The organism is Amycolatopsis sp. BJA-103, assembly GCF_002849735.1.
Lineage (GTDB): Bacteria > Actinomycetota > Actinomycetes > Mycobacteriales > Pseudonocardiaceae > Amycolatopsis.
In genome coordinates this window covers 7,107,159-7,128,376 of sequence record NZ_CP017780.1, presented here as the reverse complement: position 1 = coordinate 7,128,376, position 21,218 = coordinate 7,107,159, and the positions used below count along the sequence as shown (strand labels likewise).

Annotated in this window: 20 protein-coding genes and 1 pseudogene; 19 read left to right on the top strand and 2 right to left on the bottom strand. The window is 69.5% G+C overall.

All coding sequences use genetic code 11. The features are described from left to right. Nucleotides 1-408 precede the first annotated feature (408 nt). From ssd to BKN51_RS31620, 8 genes are all read left to right on the top strand, one after another. Nucleotides 409-1,482, top strand: coding sequence for a septum site-determining protein Ssd (gene ssd, locus BKN51_RS31655; RefSeq protein WP_101611112.1), 1,074 nt, complete (start codon nucleotides 409-411; stop codon nucleotides 1,480-1,482). Further along, the gene (locus BKN51_RS31650; RefSeq protein ID WP_101611111.1) at nucleotides 1,479-2,621 is read left to right on the top strand and encodes a TadA family conjugal transfer-associated ATPase; all 1,143 of its coding nucleotides are present in this window, start codon (nucleotides 1,479-1,481) and stop codon (nucleotides 2,619-2,621) included. Before ssd ends, BKN51_RS31650 begins: the two co-directional genes overlap by 4 nt. Further along, nucleotides 2,618-3,358 (top strand): type II secretion system F family protein, encoded by a 741-nt coding sequence (locus tag BKN51_RS31645; RefSeq protein WP_101611110.1) that lies wholly within the window; start codon nucleotides 2,618-2,620, stop codon nucleotides 3,356-3,358. Before BKN51_RS31650 ends, BKN51_RS31645 begins: the two co-directional genes overlap by 4 nt. Then, nucleotides 3,352-3,939, top strand: coding sequence for a type II secretion system F family protein (locus BKN51_RS31640; protein ID WP_101611109.1), 588 nt, complete (start codon nucleotides 3,352-3,354; stop codon nucleotides 3,937-3,939). The genes BKN51_RS31645 and BKN51_RS31640 overlap by 7 nt, the downstream gene beginning before the upstream one ends. A 16-nt stretch (nucleotides 3,940-3,955) precedes the next feature. Beyond that, complete coding sequence (locus BKN51_RS31635) at nucleotides 3,956-4,129, top strand: DUF4244 domain-containing protein (RefSeq protein ID WP_101611108.1); 174 nt, start codon at nucleotides 3,956-3,958, stop codon at nucleotides 4,127-4,129. Then, nucleotides 4,129-4,473: a TadE family type IV pilus minor pilin gene (locus tag BKN51_RS31630; RefSeq protein ID WP_101611107.1), complete on the top strand. Its 345-nt coding sequence runs from the start codon at nucleotides 4,129-4,131 to the stop codon at nucleotides 4,471-4,473. Before BKN51_RS31635 ends, BKN51_RS31630 begins: the two co-directional genes overlap by 1 nt. Next, nucleotides 4,470-4,826, top strand: coding sequence for an Rv3654c family TadE-like protein (locus BKN51_RS31625; protein ID WP_101611106.1), 357 nt, complete (start codon nucleotides 4,470-4,472; stop codon nucleotides 4,824-4,826). The genes BKN51_RS31630 and BKN51_RS31625 overlap by 4 nt, the downstream gene beginning before the upstream one ends. A gap of 419 nt (nucleotides 4,827-5,245) precedes the next feature. Continuing rightward, nucleotides 5,246-5,872: a bifunctional DNA primase/polymerase gene (locus BKN51_RS31620; protein ID WP_101611105.1), complete on the top strand. Its 627-nt coding sequence runs from the start codon at nucleotides 5,246-5,248 to the stop codon at nucleotides 5,870-5,872. 13 nt (nucleotides 5,873-5,885) lie between these two features. On the opposite strand, the gene BKN51_RS31615 is transcribed toward BKN51_RS31620, so the two are convergent. Beyond that, nucleotides 5,886-8,369 (bottom strand): DEAD/DEAH box helicase, encoded by a 2,484-nt coding sequence (locus BKN51_RS31615; protein WP_101613571.1) that lies wholly within the window; start codon nucleotides 8,367-8,369, stop codon nucleotides 5,886-5,888. Nucleotides 8,370-8,688: 319 nt separating this feature from the next. Here BKN51_RS31615 and BKN51_RS31610 point away from each other — a divergent pair, with 319 nt between their 5' ends. From BKN51_RS31610 to BKN51_RS31595, 4 genes are all read left to right on the top strand, one after another. Then, a complete protein-coding gene (locus tag BKN51_RS31610; protein WP_101611104.1) occupies nucleotides 8,689-10,950 on the top strand; it encodes a sodium-translocating pyrophosphatase in 2,262 nt (753 codons plus the stop codon). Nucleotides 10,951-11,065: 115 nt separating this feature from the next. Then, on the top strand, nucleotides 11,066-11,614 hold the full coding sequence (locus BKN51_RS31605) for a hypothetical protein (protein WP_233222923.1): 549 nt from the start codon (nucleotides 11,066-11,068) through the stop codon (nucleotides 11,612-11,614). A gap of 101 nt (nucleotides 11,615-11,715) precedes the next feature. Further along, the gene (locus tag BKN51_RS31600) at nucleotides 11,716-12,300 is read left to right on the top strand and encodes a hypothetical protein (protein ID WP_101611103.1); all 585 of its coding nucleotides are present in this window, start codon (nucleotides 11,716-11,718) and stop codon (nucleotides 12,298-12,300) included. A 34-nt stretch (nucleotides 12,301-12,334) separates the two neighbouring features. Continuing rightward, nucleotides 12,335-12,946: a hypothetical protein gene (locus tag BKN51_RS31595; protein WP_101611102.1), complete on the top strand. Its 612-nt coding sequence runs from the start codon at nucleotides 12,335-12,337 to the stop codon at nucleotides 12,944-12,946. An 82-nt stretch (nucleotides 12,947-13,028) separates the two neighbouring features. Here BKN51_RS31595 and BKN51_RS31590 read toward each other — a convergent pair whose 3' ends face one another. Next, complete coding sequence (locus BKN51_RS31590; RefSeq protein WP_101611101.1) at nucleotides 13,029-13,841, bottom strand: S1 family peptidase; 813 nt, start codon at nucleotides 13,839-13,841, stop codon at nucleotides 13,029-13,031. A 269-nt stretch (nucleotides 13,842-14,110) separates the two neighbouring features. On the opposite strand from BKN51_RS31590, the gene topA reads away from it, so the two are divergent. The 7 genes and pseudogenes from topA to BKN51_RS31560 all read left to right on the top strand — a co-directional run bounded on the left by topA (nucleotide 14,111) and on the right by BKN51_RS31560 (nucleotide 21,212). Continuing rightward, nucleotides 14,111-17,002, top strand: coding sequence for a type I DNA topoisomerase (gene topA, locus BKN51_RS31585; RefSeq protein WP_174720475.1), 2,892 nt, complete (start codon nucleotides 14,111-14,113; stop codon nucleotides 17,000-17,002). Nucleotides 17,003-17,179: 177 nt separating this feature from the next. Beyond that, on the top strand, nucleotides 17,180-17,800 hold the full coding sequence (locus tag BKN51_RS31580) for a dihydrofolate reductase family protein (protein ID WP_101613568.1): 621 nt from the start codon (nucleotides 17,180-17,182) through the stop codon (nucleotides 17,798-17,800). 111 nt (nucleotides 17,801-17,911) lie between these two features. Further along, nucleotides 17,912-18,133 (top strand): annotated as a pseudogene (locus BKN51_RS44535) (RNA polymerase sigma factor); the annotation flags it as partial. Between the two features lie 265 nt (nucleotides 18,134-18,398). Then, nucleotides 18,399-19,190: an ESX secretion-associated protein EspG gene (locus BKN51_RS31570; RefSeq protein WP_101611100.1), complete on the top strand. Its 792-nt coding sequence runs from the start codon at nucleotides 18,399-18,401 to the stop codon at nucleotides 19,188-19,190. Then, entirely contained in the window at nucleotides 19,183-19,956 is a 774-nt protein-coding gene (locus tag BKN51_RS31565) for an ESX secretion-associated protein EspG (protein WP_101611099.1), read from the top strand. The genes BKN51_RS31570 and BKN51_RS31565 overlap by 8 nt, the downstream gene beginning before the upstream one ends. Nucleotides 19,957-19,968: 12 nt before the next feature. After that, on the top strand, nucleotides 19,969-20,229 hold the full coding sequence (locus BKN51_RS44530; RefSeq protein ID WP_233222925.1) for a hypothetical protein: 261 nt from the start codon (nucleotides 19,969-19,971) through the stop codon (nucleotides 20,227-20,229). Next, nucleotides 20,184-21,212 carry a hypothetical protein gene (locus tag BKN51_RS31560; RefSeq protein ID WP_233222926.1) on the top strand — a complete coding sequence of 343 codons (1,029 nt, stop codon included), beginning with the start codon at nucleotides 20,184-20,186 and terminating at the stop codon, nucleotides 21,210-21,212. The genes BKN51_RS44530 and BKN51_RS31560 overlap by 46 nt, the downstream gene beginning before the upstream one ends. Nucleotides 21,213-21,218 lie beyond the last annotated feature (6 nt).

The following is a 21,218-nucleotide window of genomic DNA, read 5'->3' as shown; positions in this document are numbered from 1 at the left end:
CCCAGGTTCAGTCCGACCCCCCGGGGCTGAACCCCAGGCGGTCCCCGTCCCTCCCCCCTGGCGGGGACCGCCCTCTAACTTCCCGCCCCGCCAATGGTTCAGACCTTGTCGGCCGCGGAAAACCTCACCGTGACAAGGCCGAATCGGCCGATGTTCGTTACTTTCCTTTGCCCTCAACTCTTTTCGTGTTCGATTCGACCGGGAAACGGATCGGGCGCATTCGGTGTGGAAAAACCCGGGAGTGTGCCAGAAAGGCCCGACGGAAACGCGGGAAACCGGTTTTCGGCGGCGGAGTTGTCCACAACACCCCGGTTGTCCACAGGCGGAGCGGAATGGCGTTGTGCGGGACCGGGGCCGGGGGCGACCGTGGAGTCACAGCCCGAGTCCGACCGAATCCCCGGGGGAGTCATGATCGAGGAACATCCGCTCGTCGTCGCCGGAGACGACATCCTGCTCGACGAGATCTTGCGCGTGGCGGCCGCCGCGGGCTGCGAGGTCGAACGCGCGCCCGATCTGGACGCCGCTCGCGGGAGATGGGCACGCGCGCCGCTCGTGGTGCTCGACGAAGAAGCCGCGAGCGTGCCGAACCGCCTGCTGCGGCGGAACAAGGTCCTGCTCGTCTGCAAGGGCGCGCCGACACCGGTGACGTGGGAGCGCGCCTTCAACACCGGTTCGGAGAAGGTCCTTTCGCTGCCGGACGAGGAAGGCGACCTCATCGGCGCGTTTGCCGACGTGGTCGACGGGCCCGCTCGTGACGACGGCCTCGTCATCGGGATCATCGGCGGACGGGGTGGGGCCGGCGCCTCCGTATTGGCGGCCGCCGTCGCGTACCAGGCGGAGAAATCCGGGAGCGGCGGGCTGCTCGTCGACTGCGATCCGCTCGGCGGCGGAATCGACGTCCTCCTCGCCGCCGAACGCGATCGCGGGCCGCGCTGGCCGGAACTCGACCTCGGCGGCAGGGTGTCGATGACGGCGTTGAGCGAAGCCCTGCCGCGGAAAAGGTATGCGTCCGGATCACTGTCCTTTGTGTCCTATGGCAGGGAAGGACGCGGACCCGGCCCGGACGCGATCGAGGGCGTGTTGTGCGCCGGGAGGCGGGCGGGACGGACGGTCGTCTGCGATCTGCCGAGGTATTTCGGCACCGAAACGTCCACCGTCGTCGGGCTGGCCGATCTGGTCGTGGTCGTCGTCCCCGCGGAACTCCGTGCCTGTGCGGCGGCGAAACAGGTCCTCGCCAGGCTCGAACCCCACGCGAACCGGATCGGTGTCGCGGTCCGGGGTCCGTCGCCCGCAGGGCTGATCCCGCGAGAGATCGCCGACGCCGTGGGCCTCCCGCTCATCACGTCGATGGGCCGCGAACGTTCCCTGTCCACGGCCCTCGACCGCGGCGAGTTCGTCCCGAGACATCGCGGGCATCTGGCCACCGCGGCCACCGAAGTCCTCGCCGCCGCGCGCGGAAATCTGGCCGGTGCCTTGCGATGACCGACGATCTGGTCGAGCGGGTCCGGCGGCGGCTGGCCGGATCGGCCGTCCCGGCGGATCCGGTGAGCGTGGCGCGGGCGGTCCGCGCCGAAGCCGGTGGCGCGCTCGGTCAGGAAGCCGTCCTCGGGGCGGTCCGGCTGGCCCGCGACGAGTTCGTCGGCGCCGGCCCGCTCACTCCGCTTCTCGGGAAGCCCGGTATCACCGACGTTCTCGTCACCGCTCCGGACGAGGTTTGGGTCGATACCGGTGAAGGCCCGGAGAAGACCGACATCCGTTTCTCGGACGAGGAGGCCGTCCGCAGGCTGGCCCAGCGGCTCGCGCTCGCCGGCGGGCGGCGGCTGGACGACGCGCAACCGTTCGCGGACTGCTGGCTGCCGGGAGTGGGGCCGCAGGGCCGGATCCGGCTGCACGCGATCCTCCCGCCGATGGCGCCCGCCGGGACCTCCCTCTCGCTCCGCGTCCTGCGGCCCGCCACCCATGACCTCGCGGAGCTGCGTTCGCGCGGGGTGTTCGGCACCAGCGGCGCGGACCTGCTCGATTCGATCATCCGGCGGCGGCTCGCGTTCCTGGTCTCCGGTGGGACCGGGGCGGGGAAGACGACCTTGCTTTCCGCGCTGCTGGGCGCGGTTTCCCCGGCCGAACGCATCGTGTGCGTCGAGGACGCCGGCGAACTGCAACCGGACCACCCGCAGTTCGTCAGTCTGATCGCGCGCCCGGCCAACGTCGAGGGCACCGGGGAGATCGGGCTCGGTGAACTGGTGCGGCAGGCGTTGCGCATGCGCCCGGACCGCCTGGTCGTCGGCGAAGTGCGCGGCGGCGAGGTCTGCGCGTTGCTCAACGCGATGAACACCGGGCACGAGGGCGGAGCCTGCACGCTGCACGCCAATTCGCCGTCGGACGTCCCGGCGCGGATGGAGGCCCTGGCCGCGCTCGGCGGGTTGAAGCGGGACGCGCTGCACAGTCAGCTGACCGCCGCGGTGCGGGTGGTCCTGCACATGCGACGCCTGCCGAGCGGGATCCGGCGGCTGGACGAGGTCGGCGTGCTGCGGTCGTTGCGCGGCGAGGCCAAAGTCATCCCGATCTGGAGCAAGGGCCATTGGATCGGCGACGAGAGCCCGCTCGAGGAGATGGCGGCATGAGTCCTTGGTTCCTCCTCTCGTGCGGCGCCGGGCTGGCGTGCTGGCCGAGACCGACGGTGGGCACTCCGTTCGCCTGGCGCCTCCCTCAGGCCGCTCGCGCGGGCTGGTGGCCGCTGCCCGCGTTGCTCGTCTTGCCGGTTCTCGGGATCGGCTGGGCACTGGCGACGCTGGTGCTCACCGTCACCGTCCGTCAGGAGCACCGTCGGCGGGCACAGGCGAAGGCGGCGCTGGCCGAAGCCGAGCTCACCGCGTCCGTGTTGCGGACGATGATCGGCGAACTCCGGGCGGGCGCCCATCCGGTGACGGCGGCCGAGGCCGTCGCGGAAGCGGTGCCCGCGGCGTCCGGGCGGCTGCGCGGCCTGATCGCGACCGCCCGGCTCGGTGGTGAGACGGCCGACCCGGACGCACCACCGGCCTTGGCGAACGTGTGGGCGCTCGCGAACCGGTTCGGCCTCCCGATGGCCGACGTCCTCGAAGCCGCACGGCGGGACGCCGAAGCGGAGATCGGATTCCGCCGTCGTCTCAAAGCCAAGATGGCCGGTCCCCGGGCGAGCGCCGCCGTACTCGCGGTCCTCCCGCTGGTGTGCCTGCTGCTCGGCGAGGCGATGGGCGCGGGCCCGGTCCGTGTCCTCACCGGGACGGGCACGGGCCAGTGGCTGCTCGTCGTGGGCAGCGGACTGATCTGGGCCGGCACCGCCTGGTGCCGGGCACTCACCGGACGGGTGGCGCCGTGCTGACCGCGGCGGCGTTGAGCCTGCTTGGCGGTGCCGTCCTCTGCTGGCCACGCGTCAGACCTGGGGTCGTCACGCGGCCAGGCCGTCTCCTCAAGTGGCTTCGGGAACGGCCGGTCCGGGACAGAAGTGTCTCCGGTGTCTCGGAACTCCTCCGGTCCGCGGCCACCCTCGACCTCTTGGCCGCCTGCCTGGCGGGCGGGTTGCCGGTGTCCGTCGCGCTCGAGGCGGTCGGGCCCGCCGCGTCACCGAAGACCGCGGCGGCCCTGCGTTCGGTGGCGTCGCATCTCGCCGTGGGCGTCGGCCCGGCCGAAGCCTGGGCGCCGGTCCGCGACCGGCCCGGTCTGACCGAGCTGTCCGTCGCCGCCGTTCGCACGGCCAGGGCGGGCACCGCGCTCGCGGCTCATGCGAAGGACCTCGCGCGACGGCTGCGCGAGTCGCTCTCCGCCGAAGCCGAGGAACGCGCCGAACGGGCCGGAGTGCTGCTGGCCGCGCCGATCGGCCTCTGTTTCCTTCCCGCGTTCCTCTGCCTCGGCGTCCTGCCCGTCGTGCTCGGCCTGGCCGGTCGCCTCGACGGCCTCCTCTGATCGAAAGGCGATACCCATGAGCAAGCTCCCCACCTTCCGCGACGACGACGGCATGGCGACGGTCGAGTACGCCATCGCGACCTTGGCCGCCGCCGCGCTGGCCGGAGTCCTGTACCTGATCGTCAACGGTGAAGCCGTCTTCGCCGGGCTCACCGCGCTCATCGAGCGGGCCTTGTCGGTGAAGTTCTGATGCCCGGCGGTGATCGCGGGTCCGTCACGGTGGAGGCCGCGCTCGGCATCGGCGCGCTGACCTTCGTCTCGGCTCTGCTGCTGGCCGGGATCGGGGTCGCCGCCGATCAGCTCCGCTGCACCGACGCGGCCCGCGAGGCGGCCCGGCTCGTCGCTCGCGGCCAGCCCGCCCGTGCCGAACAGGCGGTGCGGGAGATCGCGCCGCCCGGCGCACGGCTGGACGTCGTCCGCGAAGGCGACGCCATCACCGCCGGCGTCGAGGCCGAACCGGCGGCCGGTCTGCTGCCGGGGATCCGGCTGCGTTCCCGCGCCTTCGCGTTCGCCGAACCGGGCGGTGGCCCATGAGGCGGGATGACCGCGGCGTCGCGACCGTGTGGACCGCGTCGATCGTCGCCGCCCTGATCTGCGCGGCGGCGTTGACCTTCTGGATCGGCGCCGCCGTCACGACCCGGCACCACACCGAGGCCGCCGCGGATCTGGCGGCGCTCGCGGCGGCCTCGTACGCGACGGACGGTCCCGGTGCCGCCTGCGAACGGGCACGGCTGGTGGCCGTCCGGATGGCGGTCACCTTGCTGACCTGCCGGTGGGAGCGTGGCGATGCCCTGGTCGAGGTGCGGTCAGAAGAGTCCGGACACCTGGCATCCCTGGGGCGGGCAGAGGCACGGGCAAGGGCGGGGCCGGTCGACCGGCCACCGTGACGGACGTCGCACGGTGAACGGTCGTCCCCTCGGCGACCGGCCGGTACTACGCACGAGTAACCGCCGAGCGCGAGCAGCGGTCGTTGACGAGCGGCGAGCGGTCGAAGGCATGATCAGCGCTCCGCCGAACGGCCCTGCGCCGCTTGTCGTGAGCAGGGTCACCAGGGCGGGATGCCCTGCTCGGCTGCGACGAACGGCGCCGAACCGGTCGTCGAGGCCCGTTAACCGGACGTGCGGCGTTCGGTCCGTCGAGTCGGGCTACCGCGCGTTCATCGCTAAGTAACCGCCGGTTGTCGCGTGAGGTCTTCTCCCGATGTGCAACTTGCCGTTTATTGAGATGTGCGCCACTTCGAAAAGTTCGCCGGGGCGGCGCGGCAGAGACAGACACAGGACAGAGTTGACCTGAGGCAGGGACAGTAATGTTGGACGCGAATTGGCCGGACAGCTGGCGGGGCGCCTTCCGCATCGAAATGCGGGCGGAGGCGATCGGTCTCGCCTGGCGTGGCTGGCCGGTGCTCCCAGGTGCCGAGCCCGCCGCGATCACCGCGGAAGGTGACGACCTCACCTGGCGGCGTCCCGTCCCGGCCCAGGACAACTGGCGTGAACTGATCGAGACCCACCCGCACGAGGTCGCCACCTGGTTCGGCGACGACACGCACAGCCTGCTCGTGGCCACCGGCACCGTACTGGACGCCATCGAGGTCAACGACGAGCTCGGCAAGGCCGCCGCCCGTCTGCTGCGCGCCACCGGTCACCCCGCCCCGATCGTCGCGATGCCGAACGGCCGCTGGCTGTTCCTCACCACCGTCGCCACGAGCATCCCGCGGGAACTGGCCGACCACGCCTCGATCCAGTGGCACGGCGCGAACGACTACATCCCGCTTCCCCCGTCGCCGTTCCAGCACGGTGTCGTGCACTGGCGGGTCAAGCCCGAGGTCTGGGGCTGGCAGCTGCCCGAGGCCGCCGAGGTGCACGACGTGCTCGTTCGTGCGCTGGCCGGTGACAAGGCCGTCGCTCCCGTGGCGACCCTGACCACCGCCGCCTGACCAACCCACAACTTCAAGCCAACAAGTGGCCCGACCTCGGCCCGTGCTGACGCAACGCCCCGAGCACGGTGTCGAGAACGGCCACTGCCCCCGCCTTGTCCAGCGGATCGTTGCCGTTCCCGCACTTCGGCGACTGGACGCAGGACGGGCAGCCGGCCGGGCATTCGCAGGAAACGATCGCCTCCCGCGTTGCGGCCAGCCAAGGGACAATTGCGGCAAACCCGCGATCGGCGAATCCCGCACCCCCGGGATGGCCATCGTGCACGAACACCGTCGCCTCCCCGGTGTCCTCGTGCCACGCGGTAGACACCCCGCCAATGTCCCAGCGGTCGCAAGTAGCGAACAGCGGTAGCAGACCGATCGCCGCGTGCTCGGCGGCATGCAGGGCACCGGGGACGCGCGCCGGATCCAACTCGGCGCTCGTCCCCGGTGCTCCGCCAAGATCCTCGGTCCCCACCTTGGAGCCTCCGGTCCCCACCGGCTCCAGAACCTCGGTCTCCGGCCGATGGCCCCCGGTCCCCGCCAAGCCATCGGAAACCCCGGAGCCATCGGAACAGCCGAGCAGCTCGGCCGAGATCGTGTACCAGACGGCGCGGGTGTCGAGTCTCTGCTCCGGCAGATCCAGCGGAGTCTGGTCCAGCACCTCACCCGACGGACGCCTCCGCAAGTAGCCGACCACTTGCGAACTCACCGATACCTCGCCGAGATTCACCGTGATCCCGCCGTGCACCCTGCTCTCCTCGACGCGCAGCACGCTGATGTCGACGATCTCGCGCGGTGACGTGCTCCAGTCCGGATCCTCCGCGTGCACCAGGGCGAGCCCGGTTTCGAGATCCAGCTCGTCGACCACGTAGGACGAACCCTGGTGCAGGTACACCGCACCGGGATGGACCGCGTAGCAGGCGGAACCCGGGTCGACCGTGCCGAGCATCCGCCCGGAATCGGCTTCCACCACGGCGATCTGCTCGCCGCCGGAACCGCGGATGCCGACGTCGGCGTGCGGCCGGTCGCGGGAGGTCCAGTACCAGCCGCTCGTGCGGCGACGGATGATCTTCTCCCTGACCAGATCCGCGAGCACGGCGCGCGCCGCGTCACCGCCGAAGGCCGCGACCTCCGGTTCGGTCAGCGGGAGTTCGGCGATGGCGCAGGCCAGTTGCGGTCCCAGCACATACGGGTTCGACGGGTCGAGGACGGCGGCCTCGACCGGCCGGTCCAGGATCGCGGCCGGATGGTGCACGAGATAGGTGTCCAACGGATCGTCGCGGGCCACGAACACGACCAGTGCCGCGTCTCCCGCGCGCCCGGCCCGGCCTGCCTGCTGCCAGAACGACGCGAGCGTCCCCGGGTAACCGGCCAGCACCACCGCGTCCAGCCCCGCGATGTCGACACCGAGTTCGAGCGCGTTCGTCGTCGCCACTCCGAGCAGCCGCCCGGACAGTAACGCCGCTTCGAGGGCGCGCCGCTCCTCGGGCAGGTACCCGGATCGGTACGCGGCAACGGAATCCGCCAAGGAAGCGTCCACTTCGGACAGGATCCGTCGTGCGCCGAGCGCGGTCAGTTCCGCGCCCCGCCGCGACCGGACGAACGCCAGCGAGCGGGCGCCCTCGATGACCAGTTCGGCGAGGATCCGCGAAGCCTCGGCGCCTGCCGAGCGCCGCACCGGAGCGCCGTTCTCGCCGGAAAGTTCCGACAGCAGCGGGGGTTCCCACAGCGCGACCGTGCGGGCGCCGCGCGGTGAGCCGTCTTCGGTGACCGGGACGCAGTCCTGCCCGGAGAGTTTCGAAGCGAACGCCGCCGGGTCCGCCGTCGTCGCGGACGCGAGAACGAAGACGGGCGAAGCGCCGTAGTACGCCGCGACCCGGCGCAGCCTGCGCAGCAGCAACGCCACATGGGAACCGAAGACGCCGCGATAGCTGTGGCATTCGTCGACGACGACGAACGAGAGCCGCCGGAAGAACCGGGACCAGCGCGCGTGCGACGAGAGGATCCCGCGGTGCAGCATGTCCGGGTTCGTGAACACCCAGTTGGCGTGCGCGCGGACCCAGTCCCGCTCCTCCAACGGAGTGTCACCGTCGAACGACGCGGCACGTGCCTTCTTGATGTCCAAAGAGGAAACCGCGCGCAACTGATCGGCGCCGAGCGCCTTGGTCGGGGACAGGTACAGCGCCGAAGCCCGCTCGTCCTCGACCAGTGCCGAGAGCACCGGCAACTGGTACGCGAGCGACTTGCCCGACGCGGTGCCGGTGGAGATCACGACGTGCTTGCCCTCGCGGACCAGCGACGCGGCCTCGGCCTGATGCCGCCACGGCGCCTTGACGCCGCTCGCCGTCAGCGCCTCGACGACCGGAGCCGCCGCCCACTCCGGCCAGTCCACCGAATCCGCCGGGCGTGCGGGCAGTTCGGCCACATGGGTGACCGGGTACAGCGAAGCCGGGATCCCCGCCGTCGCGCGGTCGAGAAGCCGCCGCCCCTTACCGGATTCCGCCGTGCCGTCCACCTTCGGAAGCTTCGCACAGCGCACCGACAGAAAACGGCCGCCGCCGAACGGAACGGACGCCGGAACGGCCCGCGGATGATCGATAAAGTGATCAGCCTCACAAGGTAACGGAACGTGCGGTGGCGGGGACGCCTTGCCGTCCTCCATCCCACTACCAATACACTCCCGCAATCCACACCGTCTGTGGCGAGCGTCATGTGAGACGTGCCTTGCAGTGCGACTAGCGTGACGTTCGGCTCAGATCCCCATGCCAGCGCGCGTGCCGCCGGTTCCATCGGCGGATCGTCGTTGGCCTACGGCGACGTCTCCAGGAGGACGAATGTCCCGGCAGTTCCTCGCGGAGGGCGAAATCACGCTCTCCGGAGGTGGTTACACCATCGTCGGTGTAATCGCCGCGGTCGCCCTTGTTGCACTGGTCATCGGCTACGTCCTGCTCAAGGAGGTGCTGGCCGCCGGCCAGGGCACCTCGAAGATGCAGGACATCGCGAAGGCAGTGCAGGAAGGTGCGGCTGCCTATCTGAAGCGGCAGCGCAACACCCTCGTGATCTTCGGGGGTCTCGTGTTCTTGCTGCTCTTCGCTTTGCCGGCCGAAGACTGGAACGAGAAGATCGGCAGGTCCATTTTCTTCCTGGTCGGCGCGGGGTTCTCCTTCGCGATCGGCTACCTAGGCATGTGGCTGGCGACGCAGGCGAACCTGCGCGTCGCGGCCGCTTCGCGTGAACCCGGCGGTCGCGAAAAGGCGATGCGCCTGGCCTTCCGCACCGGTGGCGTCGTCGGCATGATCACCGTCGGCCTCGGCCTCTTCGGTGCCGCGGTCGTCGTCCTCGTCTACACCGGACAGGCTCCGAAGGTGTTGGAGGGCTTCGGTTTCGGTGCCGCGCTGATCGCGATGTTCATGCGTGTCGGCGGCGGTATCTTCACCAAGGCCGCCGACGTCGGCGCCGACCTGGTCGGCAAGGTCGAGCAGGGCATCCCCGAGGACGACCCGCGCAACGCGGCCACCATCGCCGACAACGTCGGTGACAACGTGGGCGACTGCGCCGGCATGGCCGCCGACCTCTTCGAGTCGTACGCGGTCATGCTCGTGGCGGCGCTGATCCTGGGCAGCACCGCCTTCGGCGTGCACGGCCTGATCTTCCCGCTCATCGTCCCCGCCATCGGCGTGATCACCGCGGTCATCGGTGTCTACATCACCAAGGCCAAGGCGGGCGAAGGCGGTCTGGTCACGATCAACCGCTCGTTCTACATCTCCGCGGCGATTTCCGCGGTCCTGTCGACGATCGCGGCGTTCGTCTACCTGCCCGGTTCGTTCTCCGAGTTCGGCGAGGCCTTCGCCGGCAAGTCGGGTAACCCGGCGCTGATCGCGACCCTTTCGGTGATCATCGGCATCGTGCTCGCCGCGATCATCCTCAAGATCACCGGCTACTACACCGGCACCGAGTACAAGCCGGTCAAGGAGGTCGGCAAGTCCTCGGAAACCGGTGCGGCGACGGTGATCCTGGCCGGTATCTCGGTCGGGTTCGAGTCCGCCGTGTACACCGCGCTGGTCATCGCCGCGGCCGTGTTCGGTGCTTTCCTGGTCGGTGGCGGCGTCGCGCTGTTCGCCGTGGCGCTGGCCGGTACGGGGCTGCTGACCACCGTCGGCGTCATCGTCGCGATGGACACCTTCGGCCCGATTTCGGACAACGCGCAGGGCATCGCGGAGATGTCGGGTGACGTCGACGAGGACGCGGCGCAGATCCTCACCGAGCTCGACGCGGTCGGCAACACCACCAAGGCCATCACCAAGGGCATCGCGATCGCCACGGCGGTCCTCGCGGCGACGGCGCTGTTCGGGTCCTACCAGGACGCGATCACCAAGGCTGTCGGCGATGGCAAGGAGTTCATCGCGAACATCGTCGGCCCGGAGACGCTCGTCGGTGTGATCATCGGCGCGGCGGTCGTGTTCCTGTTTTCCGGTCTCGCGGTCAACGCGGTGTCCCGTGCCGCCGGCGCGGTCGTCTACGAAGTGCGCCGCCAGTTCCGCGACATCCCGGGAATCATGGAGGGCACCACGCGGCCCGAGTACGGCCGAGTCGTCGACATCGTCACGCGTGACTCGCTGCGTGAGCTGACCACTCCCGGTCTGCTCGCGGTCTTCGCCCCGATCGCGGTCGGTTTCGGCCTCGGCACCGGCGCGCTCGCCGGATACCTGGGTGGTGCGATCGCGACCGGGACCCTGATGGCGATCTTCCTCGCCAACTCCGGTGGCGCCTGGGACAACGCGAAGAAGCTCGTCGAAGACGGAAGCCACGGCGGCAAGGGTTCGGACGCGCACGAGGCCACCATCATCGGTGACACCGTGGGTGACCCGTTCAAGGACACCGCCGGTCCGGCGATCAACCCGCTGATCAAGGTGATGAACCTGGTGTCGGTGCTGATCGCCCCGGCGGTCGTGCAGTTCTCGATCGGCGCGGACGCCAACGTCGGCGTCCGGATCGGGATCTCGCTGGTCGCCGTCGCGATCATCGTCGCGGCGATCGTGGTTTCCAAGCGCCGCGAGTCGGTTCTCTCCGACACGCCCGCGGAAGCCAAGGCGTAACACCGAAAAGCTCGACCCGCCGGGCCCGCCACGTTTCCCGTGGCGGGCCCGGCGGCCGTCCGGGGCAGGCTAATCTCTGCGCGTCACACTGATCCCGATCCGGGGAGTCCCTGCCATGAGGCGTTCGCTCACCTTGTTCGCCGCCGCTTTCCTGCTGGCGGGCTGTGGCGGCGCCGAAACTCCCGCCGCGGCACCTTCTTCTCCCGCCCCCGCCGCCGGAACGTCCTGGATGGACGGTTTCTGCGGTTCGCTGATCGACTTCGCCAAGATCGGCGAGTTCAGGATGCCCGACTTCGAGCAGGGCGACGTCGCGAACGCCCGGAACGCGATGGACGAAGCCTTCCGTGTGTTCGCCCCAGGTTTCGACAACGCCGTCACCGGCCTCAACGGACTCGCTCAGGCGCCGAGCCCGGAAGCCGAGGCCGCGCGCAAGAGCATCGTCGACGCGCTGACGCCGATCCGCGACCAGGTCGTCTCCGCGAAGGCCAAATTGGACGCCGCGCCGAAGGACGACAAAGCCGCCACGGCGGAGGCCGGGCTCGCGTTCCGGCAGATCGGGTCGAACATCAACGACATGCCCGACCCGTTCCAGCAGCTGGAAACGAACGCGTCGCTGAAGGCACTGGCCGAACAGGCCCCGAACTGCAAGAAGTTGCCCTCCTGACCATTCTTTTCGCCGTGTTGATCGCCCGGCGATTTGCAATGCCCCCCGGTATCGGTACCGTCGGGGGCCAGCCGGGAAGTCGTCGGGTCGGGAGGTGTTTTGTGCGGCCGCGGTTCACCGTCCTTGCCGCGCTAGCAACAGGTATCGGGCTCGGCCTCGCCGGGTGCGGGCAGCAGCCCGCGGTGACTTCCCACGCCAGACAAGAAGGTCTCGCGACGGTCAGCGCGTCGCAGGCCGACCCCACCTCCGCCTGGGCGGAGGGATACTGCGGCGCGGCAGGTGGCCTCGTACGGACGCTGGCCACGTTGCCCAGCGTCGATCCGAGCACGCCCCAGCAGGCGTCCCGGACCTCGAGCGAGCTGATGGTCTCGGTGGTCGAGGGACTGAACCGCACCTCGTCCGCGCTCAAGGGCCTAGGCCCGTCCCCGATCGCCGGCGGTGACGCCTCGCGCGCGGCCGCCGTAGCCCAGCTCGACGGCATCCGCGTGCGCGCCGACGACGTCCGGCACCGCCTCGACTCCTCAGCCGACGCCGAAGCGACGAAGACGGCGCTTCGCGATGCTAGGACGTCGCTCGACGAACTCGACCGTCTCGACCTTCTCAGGGGCCTTAACGACGTGCCTCAGCTCGCTTCGGCGAGCAGCCGGATCCCGGTTTGCCAGGAATTGGTCAAGCAACCGCGCTGAGTCACCGCGCTATCACTGGCCATGACTCGAACTTGTGTTCTATTGTGTCGGGGTGGACGGGACGATCTCGCTCTTCTCGGCGGAGGCGAGCGGGCCGGGGCTCGCCGACCTCGCCGGTGTGCTGTGCGGGCCCGGGCGGATGACGGGCTTCGGGCGGACGGCGGCACGGCTGTCCGCCGTGGTCGACGAGCCGTGGCGGGCCGGTGCCCTCGCCAGGGAATGCCGCCGCCGTGGCGCCGAGGCGCAGGTCTCGGCCGCCGAATGCGGGCGGCCGCTCGTGAGAACGCCGTTCCGGGTCGATCTGCTGCCGTTGGAGCAGCGCTGGAGCAGTGGTGAGAAGAAGGTCTTGCCGGACGGGTTCCGGCTCGACGGGGCGATGCTGAGGATGTGGGCCCTGGCGGCGGGCAGCCCCCAGGGCAACGGCTACCTGCTCGCGCTCGATCCGGAGGCGCCGGAGACGCACGAACGCCTGATCACGGCGCTGGCCCAGCTGGGCGTCCCGGCGAAGGCGCTGCGCGGCGACGAGGCGTTGCTGCGGGTCACCGGACGCCGGCGGCTGGCGCACGTGCTGGAGCTGATCGGGGACGCGCCGGTGGGGGCGGAGCCCGCTTGGCCCAGCTTGGTGCCCGTGGTGCGCGCCGGTTGAGCCTCACCAAGTGCAATGAAAGTCCCCTTCATTGCAAATTTTGCAATGAAGGGGACTTTCATTGCACTTCAGGAGCGAGACATCAGGGCTTGGGCGCCTTGCAGTTCGGGTTCGACAGGTCCAGCTCACTACGCGAAAGGCAGGAGGTCAGCTGGTAGGTCTGCTCCCCGTAGTTGATGCCCTTCCGCACGGTGACGTTCCCCGCGGCGTCGACCTCGCACGGGTTGTTCATCGTGCACCGCTGACCGCTTTCGTTGCCGGTGTTGTTGACGCCGACGACCTTGCCCGTCGAGGTCTCGATGATCGGCGACCCCGAGGTCCCGCCGATCGTCTTGCACGCCGGGGTGTACCTGATCGAGTCCTTCCAGACCCAGTTCGCCTCGCGCAGCTCGTGGACGAAGCCGTCGATGTTGCAGGAGTAGATCTTCTTCCAGTACCCCGAGACCACGTCCATCGCGACGCCCGCCGACGGACGGGTCGGCGAGAGGGTCAGCGGGGCGATACCGTAGGTCGCCTGGATCTTGGCGTAGCTGGTGTTGAGCTGGTAGAGCGACACATCCGTGTCGGTCATCGTCGCGTAGAGCAGCTTCTTCGCCTTGAGCGTGCCCAGGGACGAACGCCCGTCCTTGGACAGCAGGCTGAAGGTCCGTGACGAAGGCTGGTTGACGACTACTTCTCCTGGGTCTGGGAAACCTTCTTGGAGGCAGTGCCCGTTGGACATGACGAGGGCGGGGTCGTCGAGGCTCGCCGCGGGCGGTTTGACCACCGACCCGGAGCAGTTCGACAGCGCCACGGTTCCGGCGAAAGTGGTCGTCGCCGCTTCCGCCGGGGCGGTTCCGACCAGGGCGGATGCGGTCAGCATGGCGAACAGTGTGCCGAGGAGTCGTCGGGTCACGTGGAGTCCTTTCGGGTCGGCGTGGGTATCAAGTGAAGCGTTGGCGGAGGGGGAGACACCACCGTCGAACGGAGGGTGTTCACCCCGTCACGCGGTACCCCAGGCGGACGTGTCCGACATCACGTGCTAGGTGTTGAAAGGAAACATCGGCGAGGTCAGCGGCGATGCGCTGGACACACGATCGGCGGCGTGTTGTGCCACCTAGACGTGGTCCGGGCGGTGCGAGCGTGCACACTGACGGGTCGAGAGGCGGCGCGAAGGCGCCGAAGATGAGCGGAGAGCAGGACAGCGTGGCAGGAGCACGGACGAAGAAGACCGCGGCGTCGGACGACGGCGCGGGCCGTCGTCGGCTGGTGATCGTCGAGTCGCCGACCAAGGCCCGCAAGATCGCCCCGTACCTCGGCGTCAACTACGTCGTGGAGTCCTCCGTCGGGCACATCCGCGACCTTCCCCGCGGCGCGGCCGACGTGCCCGCCCAGTACAAGGGTGAGTCGTGGGCGCGGCTGGGTGTCGACGTCGACAACGACTTCAAGGCGCTGTACGTCGTCACGCCGGACAAGAAGTCCAAGGTCACCGAGCTGAAGAGCCTGTTGAAGGACGTCGACGAGCTCTACCTCGCGACGGACCCCGACCGCGAGGGCGAAGCCATCGCGTGGCATCTGCTGGAGACCCTCAAGCCGAAGGTCCCGGTCCGCCGGATGGTCTTCCACGAGGTCACCGAGCAGGCGATCCGCGCCGCGGCCGACAGCACCCGTGAACTCGACGGCGACCTGGTCGACGCGCAGGAGACCCGCCGCATCCTGGACCGGCTCTACGGCTACGAGGTCTCACCCGTGCTGTGGAAGAAGGTCATGCCGAAGCTTTCGGCGGGCCGCGTGCAGTCCGTGGCGACCCGGATCGTGGTCGAGCGGGAGCGCGAGCGCATGCGCTTCACCTCGGCGTCGTACTGGGACATCTCGGCGACGATGGACGCGGGCGCCGAGGCGTCGCCGCGGAACTTCCCGGCGCGGATGATCGCCGTCGACGGCGCGCGCCTGGCCACCGGCCGTGACTTCGGCTCGGACGGGCAGCTCAAGACCGGCACCTCCTCGAACACCGAGATCCGCGTGCTGGCCGAGGCCGACGCGGTCCGGCTGGCCGAGGGACTGAAGAACCGTGACTTCAAGGTCGCGAGCGTCGAAGAGAAGCCGTACACGCGGAAGCCGTACGCGCCCTTCATGACCTCGACCCTGCAGCAGGAGGCGGGCCGCAAGCTGCGGTTCACCTCCGAGCGCACCATGCGGATCGCGCAGAAGCTGTACGAGAACGGTTACATCACTTATATGCGTACCGACTCCACGACGCTGTCGGAGTCGGCGATCTCGGCGGCGCGCAGCCAGGCGACGCAGCTGTACGGCAAGGAATACGTCTCGCCGTCGCCGCGCCAGTACACGCGCAAGGTGAAGAACGCGCAGGAAGCCCACGAGGCGATCCGTCCCTCGGGCGAGGTCTTCCGCACGCCGGGCCAGGTCGCGAAGGATCTGGACACCGACGAGTACCGCCTCTACGAGATGATCTGGCAGCGCACGATCGCGTCGCAGATGGCGGACGCGAAGGGCACCACGATGTCGGTGCGCATCGTCGGCACCGCCACCAGCGGCGAAGAGGTCACCTTCGCCTCTTCGGGTCGCACGATCACCTTCGCCGGGTTCCTCAAGGCGTACGTCGAGGCCGTCGACACCGAGAGCGGTGGTGAGGCGGACGACAAGCAGAGCCGTCTCCCGCAGCTGGTCAAGGACCAGGCGCTGACCGCGACCGAGCTGAGCCCGGACGGGCACACCACGTCGCCGCCGGCGCGGTACTCGGAGCCGAGCCTGGTCAGCAAGATGGAAGAGCTGGGCATCGGCCGCCCGTCGACGTACGCGTCGATCATCAAGACCATCCAGGACCGCGGCTACGTGTGGAAGAAGGGTTCCGCACTGGTGCCCTCCTGGGTCGCCTTCGCCGTGATCGGCCTGATGGAGCGGCACTTCGAGCGGCTGGTCGACTACGACTTCACCGCCGGCATGGAGGACGAACTCGACCGCATCGCCGCCGGTGACGAGCACCGCACGCAGTGGCTGTCGAAGTTCTACTTCGGCGGCGACATGGGCGTCGACGGTTCCGTCGGCCGCCTCGGCGGGCTGAAGAAGCTGGTCGGTTCCGGCGTCGAGGACATCGACGCCCGCGAGATCAACTCGATCCCGCTGTTCAGCGACCCCGAGGGCCACACCGTCGTCGTGCGCGTCGGCCGCTACGGCCCGTACCTCGAGCGCGAGGTCGACGGCACGTCGCAGCGGGCGAACCTGCCCGAGGACCTGCCGCCGGACGAGCTGACCCTGGAACTCGCCGAGAAGCTGTTCGCGACTCCGCAGGAAGGCCGTGTCCTCGGCAAGGATCCGGTCAGCGGACACGAGATCGTGGCGAAGGAAGGCCGCTTCGGCCCGTACGTCACCGAGCTCCTGCCCGAGCCGGAGCCGCTGCCCGAAGGCGCGACAGCCGCGCAGAAGAAGGCCGCGAAGGCGAAGCAGCCGAAGCCGCGTACGGGTTCGCTGTTCAAGTCCATGTCGATCGAGACGATGAACCTCGAAGACGCGCTGAAGCTGCTTTCGCTTCCGCGTGTGGTCGGCAAGGACCCGGAATCCGGCGACGAGATCACCGCGCAGAACGGGCGCTACGGGCCGTACCTGAAAAAGGGTACGGACTCGCGTTCGCTCACCACCGAGGACCAGCTGTTCTCGGTCACGCTCGAAGAGGCGCTGAAGATCTACTCGGAGCCGAAGCAGCGTGGCCGGTCCGCGACCGCGAAGCCGCCGCTCAAGGAACTGGGCGACGACCCGGTGTCGGGTAAGCCGATGGTGGTCAAGGACGGCCGCTTCGGTCCGTACGTGACCGACGGAGAGTACAACGCGACGCTGCGGAAGTCGGACAGCATCGAGGAGCTGACCGCCGAACGCGGTGCCGAACTGCTGGCGGAGAAGCGTGCGAAGGGCCCCGCGCCCAAGCGCAAGGCTCCGGCGCGGAAGCCCGCGGCCGCCAAGACGACCGCGGCCAAGAAGACCACCGCGACCAAGTCGACGGCGGCGAAGACGACTGCGGCCAAGAAGCCCGCTGCGCGCTCGACGGCCACGAAGACGAAGTAGCGCGCCCAGGTCACCACGAACGGCCCGTTTCCTGCGATGAGCAGGGGACGGGCCGTTCTCATGTCCCCCGAAAGTTCTCCGAAGAAATCCGGGAGGAGGTGTCGGATCGGGGCGGGGGCGTTCGTAGAAAGGGTGAGGCCGCCCGCGAGGGGCGGCGCCGAGGCGAAGGAACCGCTCATGAAGCTGACGACCATCACCCAGATCACCCTCGACGGAGTCACGCAGGGAAACGGCGGTGCGTCGGACGAGGACCGCAGGAACGGCTTCGAGCGCGGCGGATGGGCAAGGGGGAAGGGTGACGCCGAGACCGTGGCGTTCATCAACCGGACCTACGAGCGCGCCGACGCGTTCCTGTTCGGCCGCCGGACCTACGAGCTGTTCGCCGGCTCGTGGGGAACCATGACGGCCCAGGACATCCCTGGCTGGGAGCCTGTCCTGCGGGCGTTGAACGCGCGGCCGAAGTACGTGGCGTCGACCACGCTCACCGAGCCGGCGTGGTCGGGCACCACCCTCCTGTCCGGCGACCTCGCGAACGCCATCGCGGACCTGAAGGCCAAGCCGGGCGGTGAGCTGCAGGTGCACGGCAGCGGCACCCTGATCCGGTGGCTGCTGGAGCACGAGCTGGTCGACGAGCTCACCCTGATCGTCATCCCGGTGATCGTCGGCCAGGGCGCGCGCCTGTTCCCGGAGAACGGCCCGGATCTCGCACTCGACCTGACCGAGTCGCGAACCGACTCGAAGGGCGTGACGATCCAGGTCTACCGGCCGGCCGGGCGTCCGCGGTATGCAACTGCCTGAAGCGCGCCGTCCCGACACCACAGGAGGTGATCCCCGGAATGCAGTACCCGGTTTCCGTGATCGACGACAAGAGCGATCCCGGCAGCACGGACCGGGAGCCCGCCCATCAGCGCGTTCAACGAACGGCTGATCGCCGAGGGCCACCGGCTGGTGCGCGAACGCCTCGCCGCGGCCGCCGCCGGCGTGGCCCCGGGGCGCTACCAGATCCTCGCCGCGATCAACGCCGTGCACACCTCCGCCCGCGACGTGCGCGACACCGACTGGTCGCAGGTCCACGCCCTCTACGACCAGCTCGTCCGCCTCGATCCCTCACCCGCCCGCCCAATCACGCGAGATCCGCCTCCAATCACACGTGATCGCCGCCTAATCACGCGTGAACGCCCATCCCGTCCGGGCACGACACGTTGGGCTTCCCGCTCAAGGGGACCCGAATCGCCACTCACGACCCCGGCCCGTCGCGACACCCGTCGCGAGGCCGACACGTTCGTCGTTCTCCCCTCCAGTCGATCGTGGAACACCGCCTCCGGACCGTTCGCCGACCGCTCACCGACCGACCTCACCCGTTCGAACAAAAGTTCTAAAAATTGTCGGTACCAGGGTGTTCAATGGTCAGGTGAGCACTTCAACGACCGCTGTCTTCGACGTCATCGACGAGGTCATCGCCCCGCTGGCAGCCGAGGTTCCGGAGCGTCCCTCGGTGATGGAGTTCTACGATCCCGAACTCGCCGTGCCGCCGGTGCTGGCCGACGAGGAGCCGACTCCAGGGCTCACCCTGGCCGAGGAGGTGGAGCAGTACACCCGGTTCGTGAGCGGGATGGCGACGATCGGGCTGGCCCCCGGTGGTGAGGTCACGCCCGAGGCCGTCGGGCTGTATCGCGCGCTGCGCGGCGGGTTCATCCGCGGCGTGGTGACCGGGGTCTTCCCGTCGCGTGCGGAGCCGTGGGAGGTCCGGTTCTTCGGTGACGAGGACTACACCACGGTGCTGAACAAGCTCGGCAGGCGAGCGCGGCTGCGGTCCGGTTTCCTCAGCGCGCTGCCGGGCTGGGTGTTCGACGGGCTGCCCGACCATCCGCCGGGTCCCGGCGAGACCGTGCGCATCGAGACGGACGCGGGCGGGCTGATCCCGCTGCGGGCACGAGAGGCCGTCGAGGTGATCCGCGCGGGCGCTTCGCGGCCGAGGCACGGCACGGTCCTCGTCGATCTCGCGGTGCGGAACTCCATCCTCGCCGAGTACCCGCACGGCGCTTTCGGCTTGGTGGACAACGACCTCGGCCGGTACCAGTTCAGCGCGGCGATGGACGCCGACGGCCGCTGGACGCTCACCTGGGGTCCGGCCACCCGGTCGATGGCCGAACAGTGGATCGTGAAGGCGGTGCAGAACCATGCGTGAACCGGCGACGGTGAAGGAACTGATGAAGCGCGCCGCCGAGCCGGTGCTGCGCGCGGTGCCCGAGCGACGGAGCGTGTACCTGGGCTACGACCCGGAGATCACCGACGACGAGATCCGCCGCCTGTGCCCGTCCTACGACGAGCCCGCGGATCTCGTCACCCAGGCCGAGCGGTACGCGGCCAAGGCGGCGATGCTCGAAGAGGCCGGGCTGATGGAGAACGGCGAGATCCTTCCCGCCGCGGTCCAGATGCACGGCGTGATGCTGCGCGGTTCGGTGCGAGGCGTCCTCACCGGCGTCTTCGCGTCCGAGCCCCGCGCGGTGCGGGTCGACTGCTACGGCGACGGGCATCAGGCGGCGGTCTGGCGGATGCGGTCCGGGCGGCGGACCACGTTCAGCCTGAGCGACTTCGGCGAGCTGGGCGCGCGGGTCTTCGGCGGGCTCCCGCACGTCCCGGCCGGTGAAGTGGCCCCGATGCGCATCCGGATCGACGAGCACGGCGTGCCGTTGGCCGGTCAGGACGAGGAGGTCGGCCTGGTCGGGGACACGCTGAACCGGCCGAGGACCGGGACGGCGATCCTCGATCTGGTCGCCTTCGGCGGATTGAACGCCGAGTACCCGGACTACGGCTTCGTGATCGTCGACAACGATCTGGGGAGGTTCGTGTTGTACGCCGCCCCTTCCGAAGGGTGGCTGATGTTCGGTGGAATGGACCGCCGCGCACTGGCGGGCTGGCTGCACGAGGCGGTGGACTTGAGCCGGACGTAGCCGTCTTGGGCGATGAACGAGGGGGAGGGCGGCATGGACCTGGACCGGCGGGCGGCTGACGCGTGGTTCCGGCGGCGAGGGCTGCCGATGGTCATCCACCGGCGCAGGCGAGGGGCGGGCATGCTGCGCCGCTCGACCCCGGGCCTGATGTTCCTGTGCCTGCTCGACCTGCTGCTGGCCGGGCTGGTGCGGCTGCTCGACGTCCCCAGGACGTGCTCGAGGCCCGGATGCGCGAGACCGGTCTCGCCTACGTCCTCGGCGTGCTGGCGTTGACGTTCGCCGTGGTCGTGGTGCCGCTGGTCGGCGGCCGTTCGATGGCGAAGCTGCTCCGGACGCTGCGGCGCACCCGGGTCCGGTTGGCCGTCATGGTGGCGACGATCGGCCTCTGGGTGCTGGTGCTGCCGCTCGGCGAGCGGGTCGCCGGGCTGGTGTCGTGGGAAGACCCGCTGTGGGCCGCCGTGCTCGTCAACCTCGCCGCGCTGGCCGTGCTGATGCTGCTGGTGCGGATCGGTGTCGGCTCGATCCTGACCTGGGCGGCACGGAGTGCTGTCGCGCAGGTCAGGGCGATCGGCTCCCTGGCGTCGCGGGCGTTGCCGCTGCTTCTGCTGGTGGTGATGTTCAGCTTCTTCACCGCGGAGCTGTGGCAGGCCGTGGAACGGCTCACCCCGGGGCGGTTGTGGCTGGTGGCTGGCTTCCTCGTCCTGATCGGCGCGGTGTTCCTGGCGTCGATGCTGTCCGACGAGATGAAGGAGCTGAAGTCCTGGACCGTGGAGCCAGGGGCGGCGGTCCTGCGCGGCACGCCGTTCGACGACGACGGCACGACACCGCCGGGACGGCGTGCGCTGTCCAAGATGGAGCGGCTGAACCTCGCCCTGGTGCTGTTCTTCGCCCAGGCGGTGCAGATCGTGGCGTTCGGGGTGCTGGTGTTCGCCTTCTTCATCGTGTTCGGGGTGCTGATCCTCCAGCCGGAGGTCGTCACGGAGTTCGCCGGCCGGGAGTCGGCGCCCGGAACACTGCTGGGTGTCCCCCTTCCGGTGAGTTCCGCGCTGATCAATGTCTCCTTTTTCCTTGCGGTTTTCTCCGGTTTGTACTTCGCCGCATCAACCGCGACAGATGCCCGGTACCGGCGTTCTTTCTTCGAGCCATTGCTGGAGGATGCGAAGATCAGCCTCGCTGCGCGTGATATTTATCTGGCCCATTGGGCGGATGTGCGCCGGGCCGAGGTGGTTACCCTGGAAGCAGAGGACATTCCGTAGTGAGGT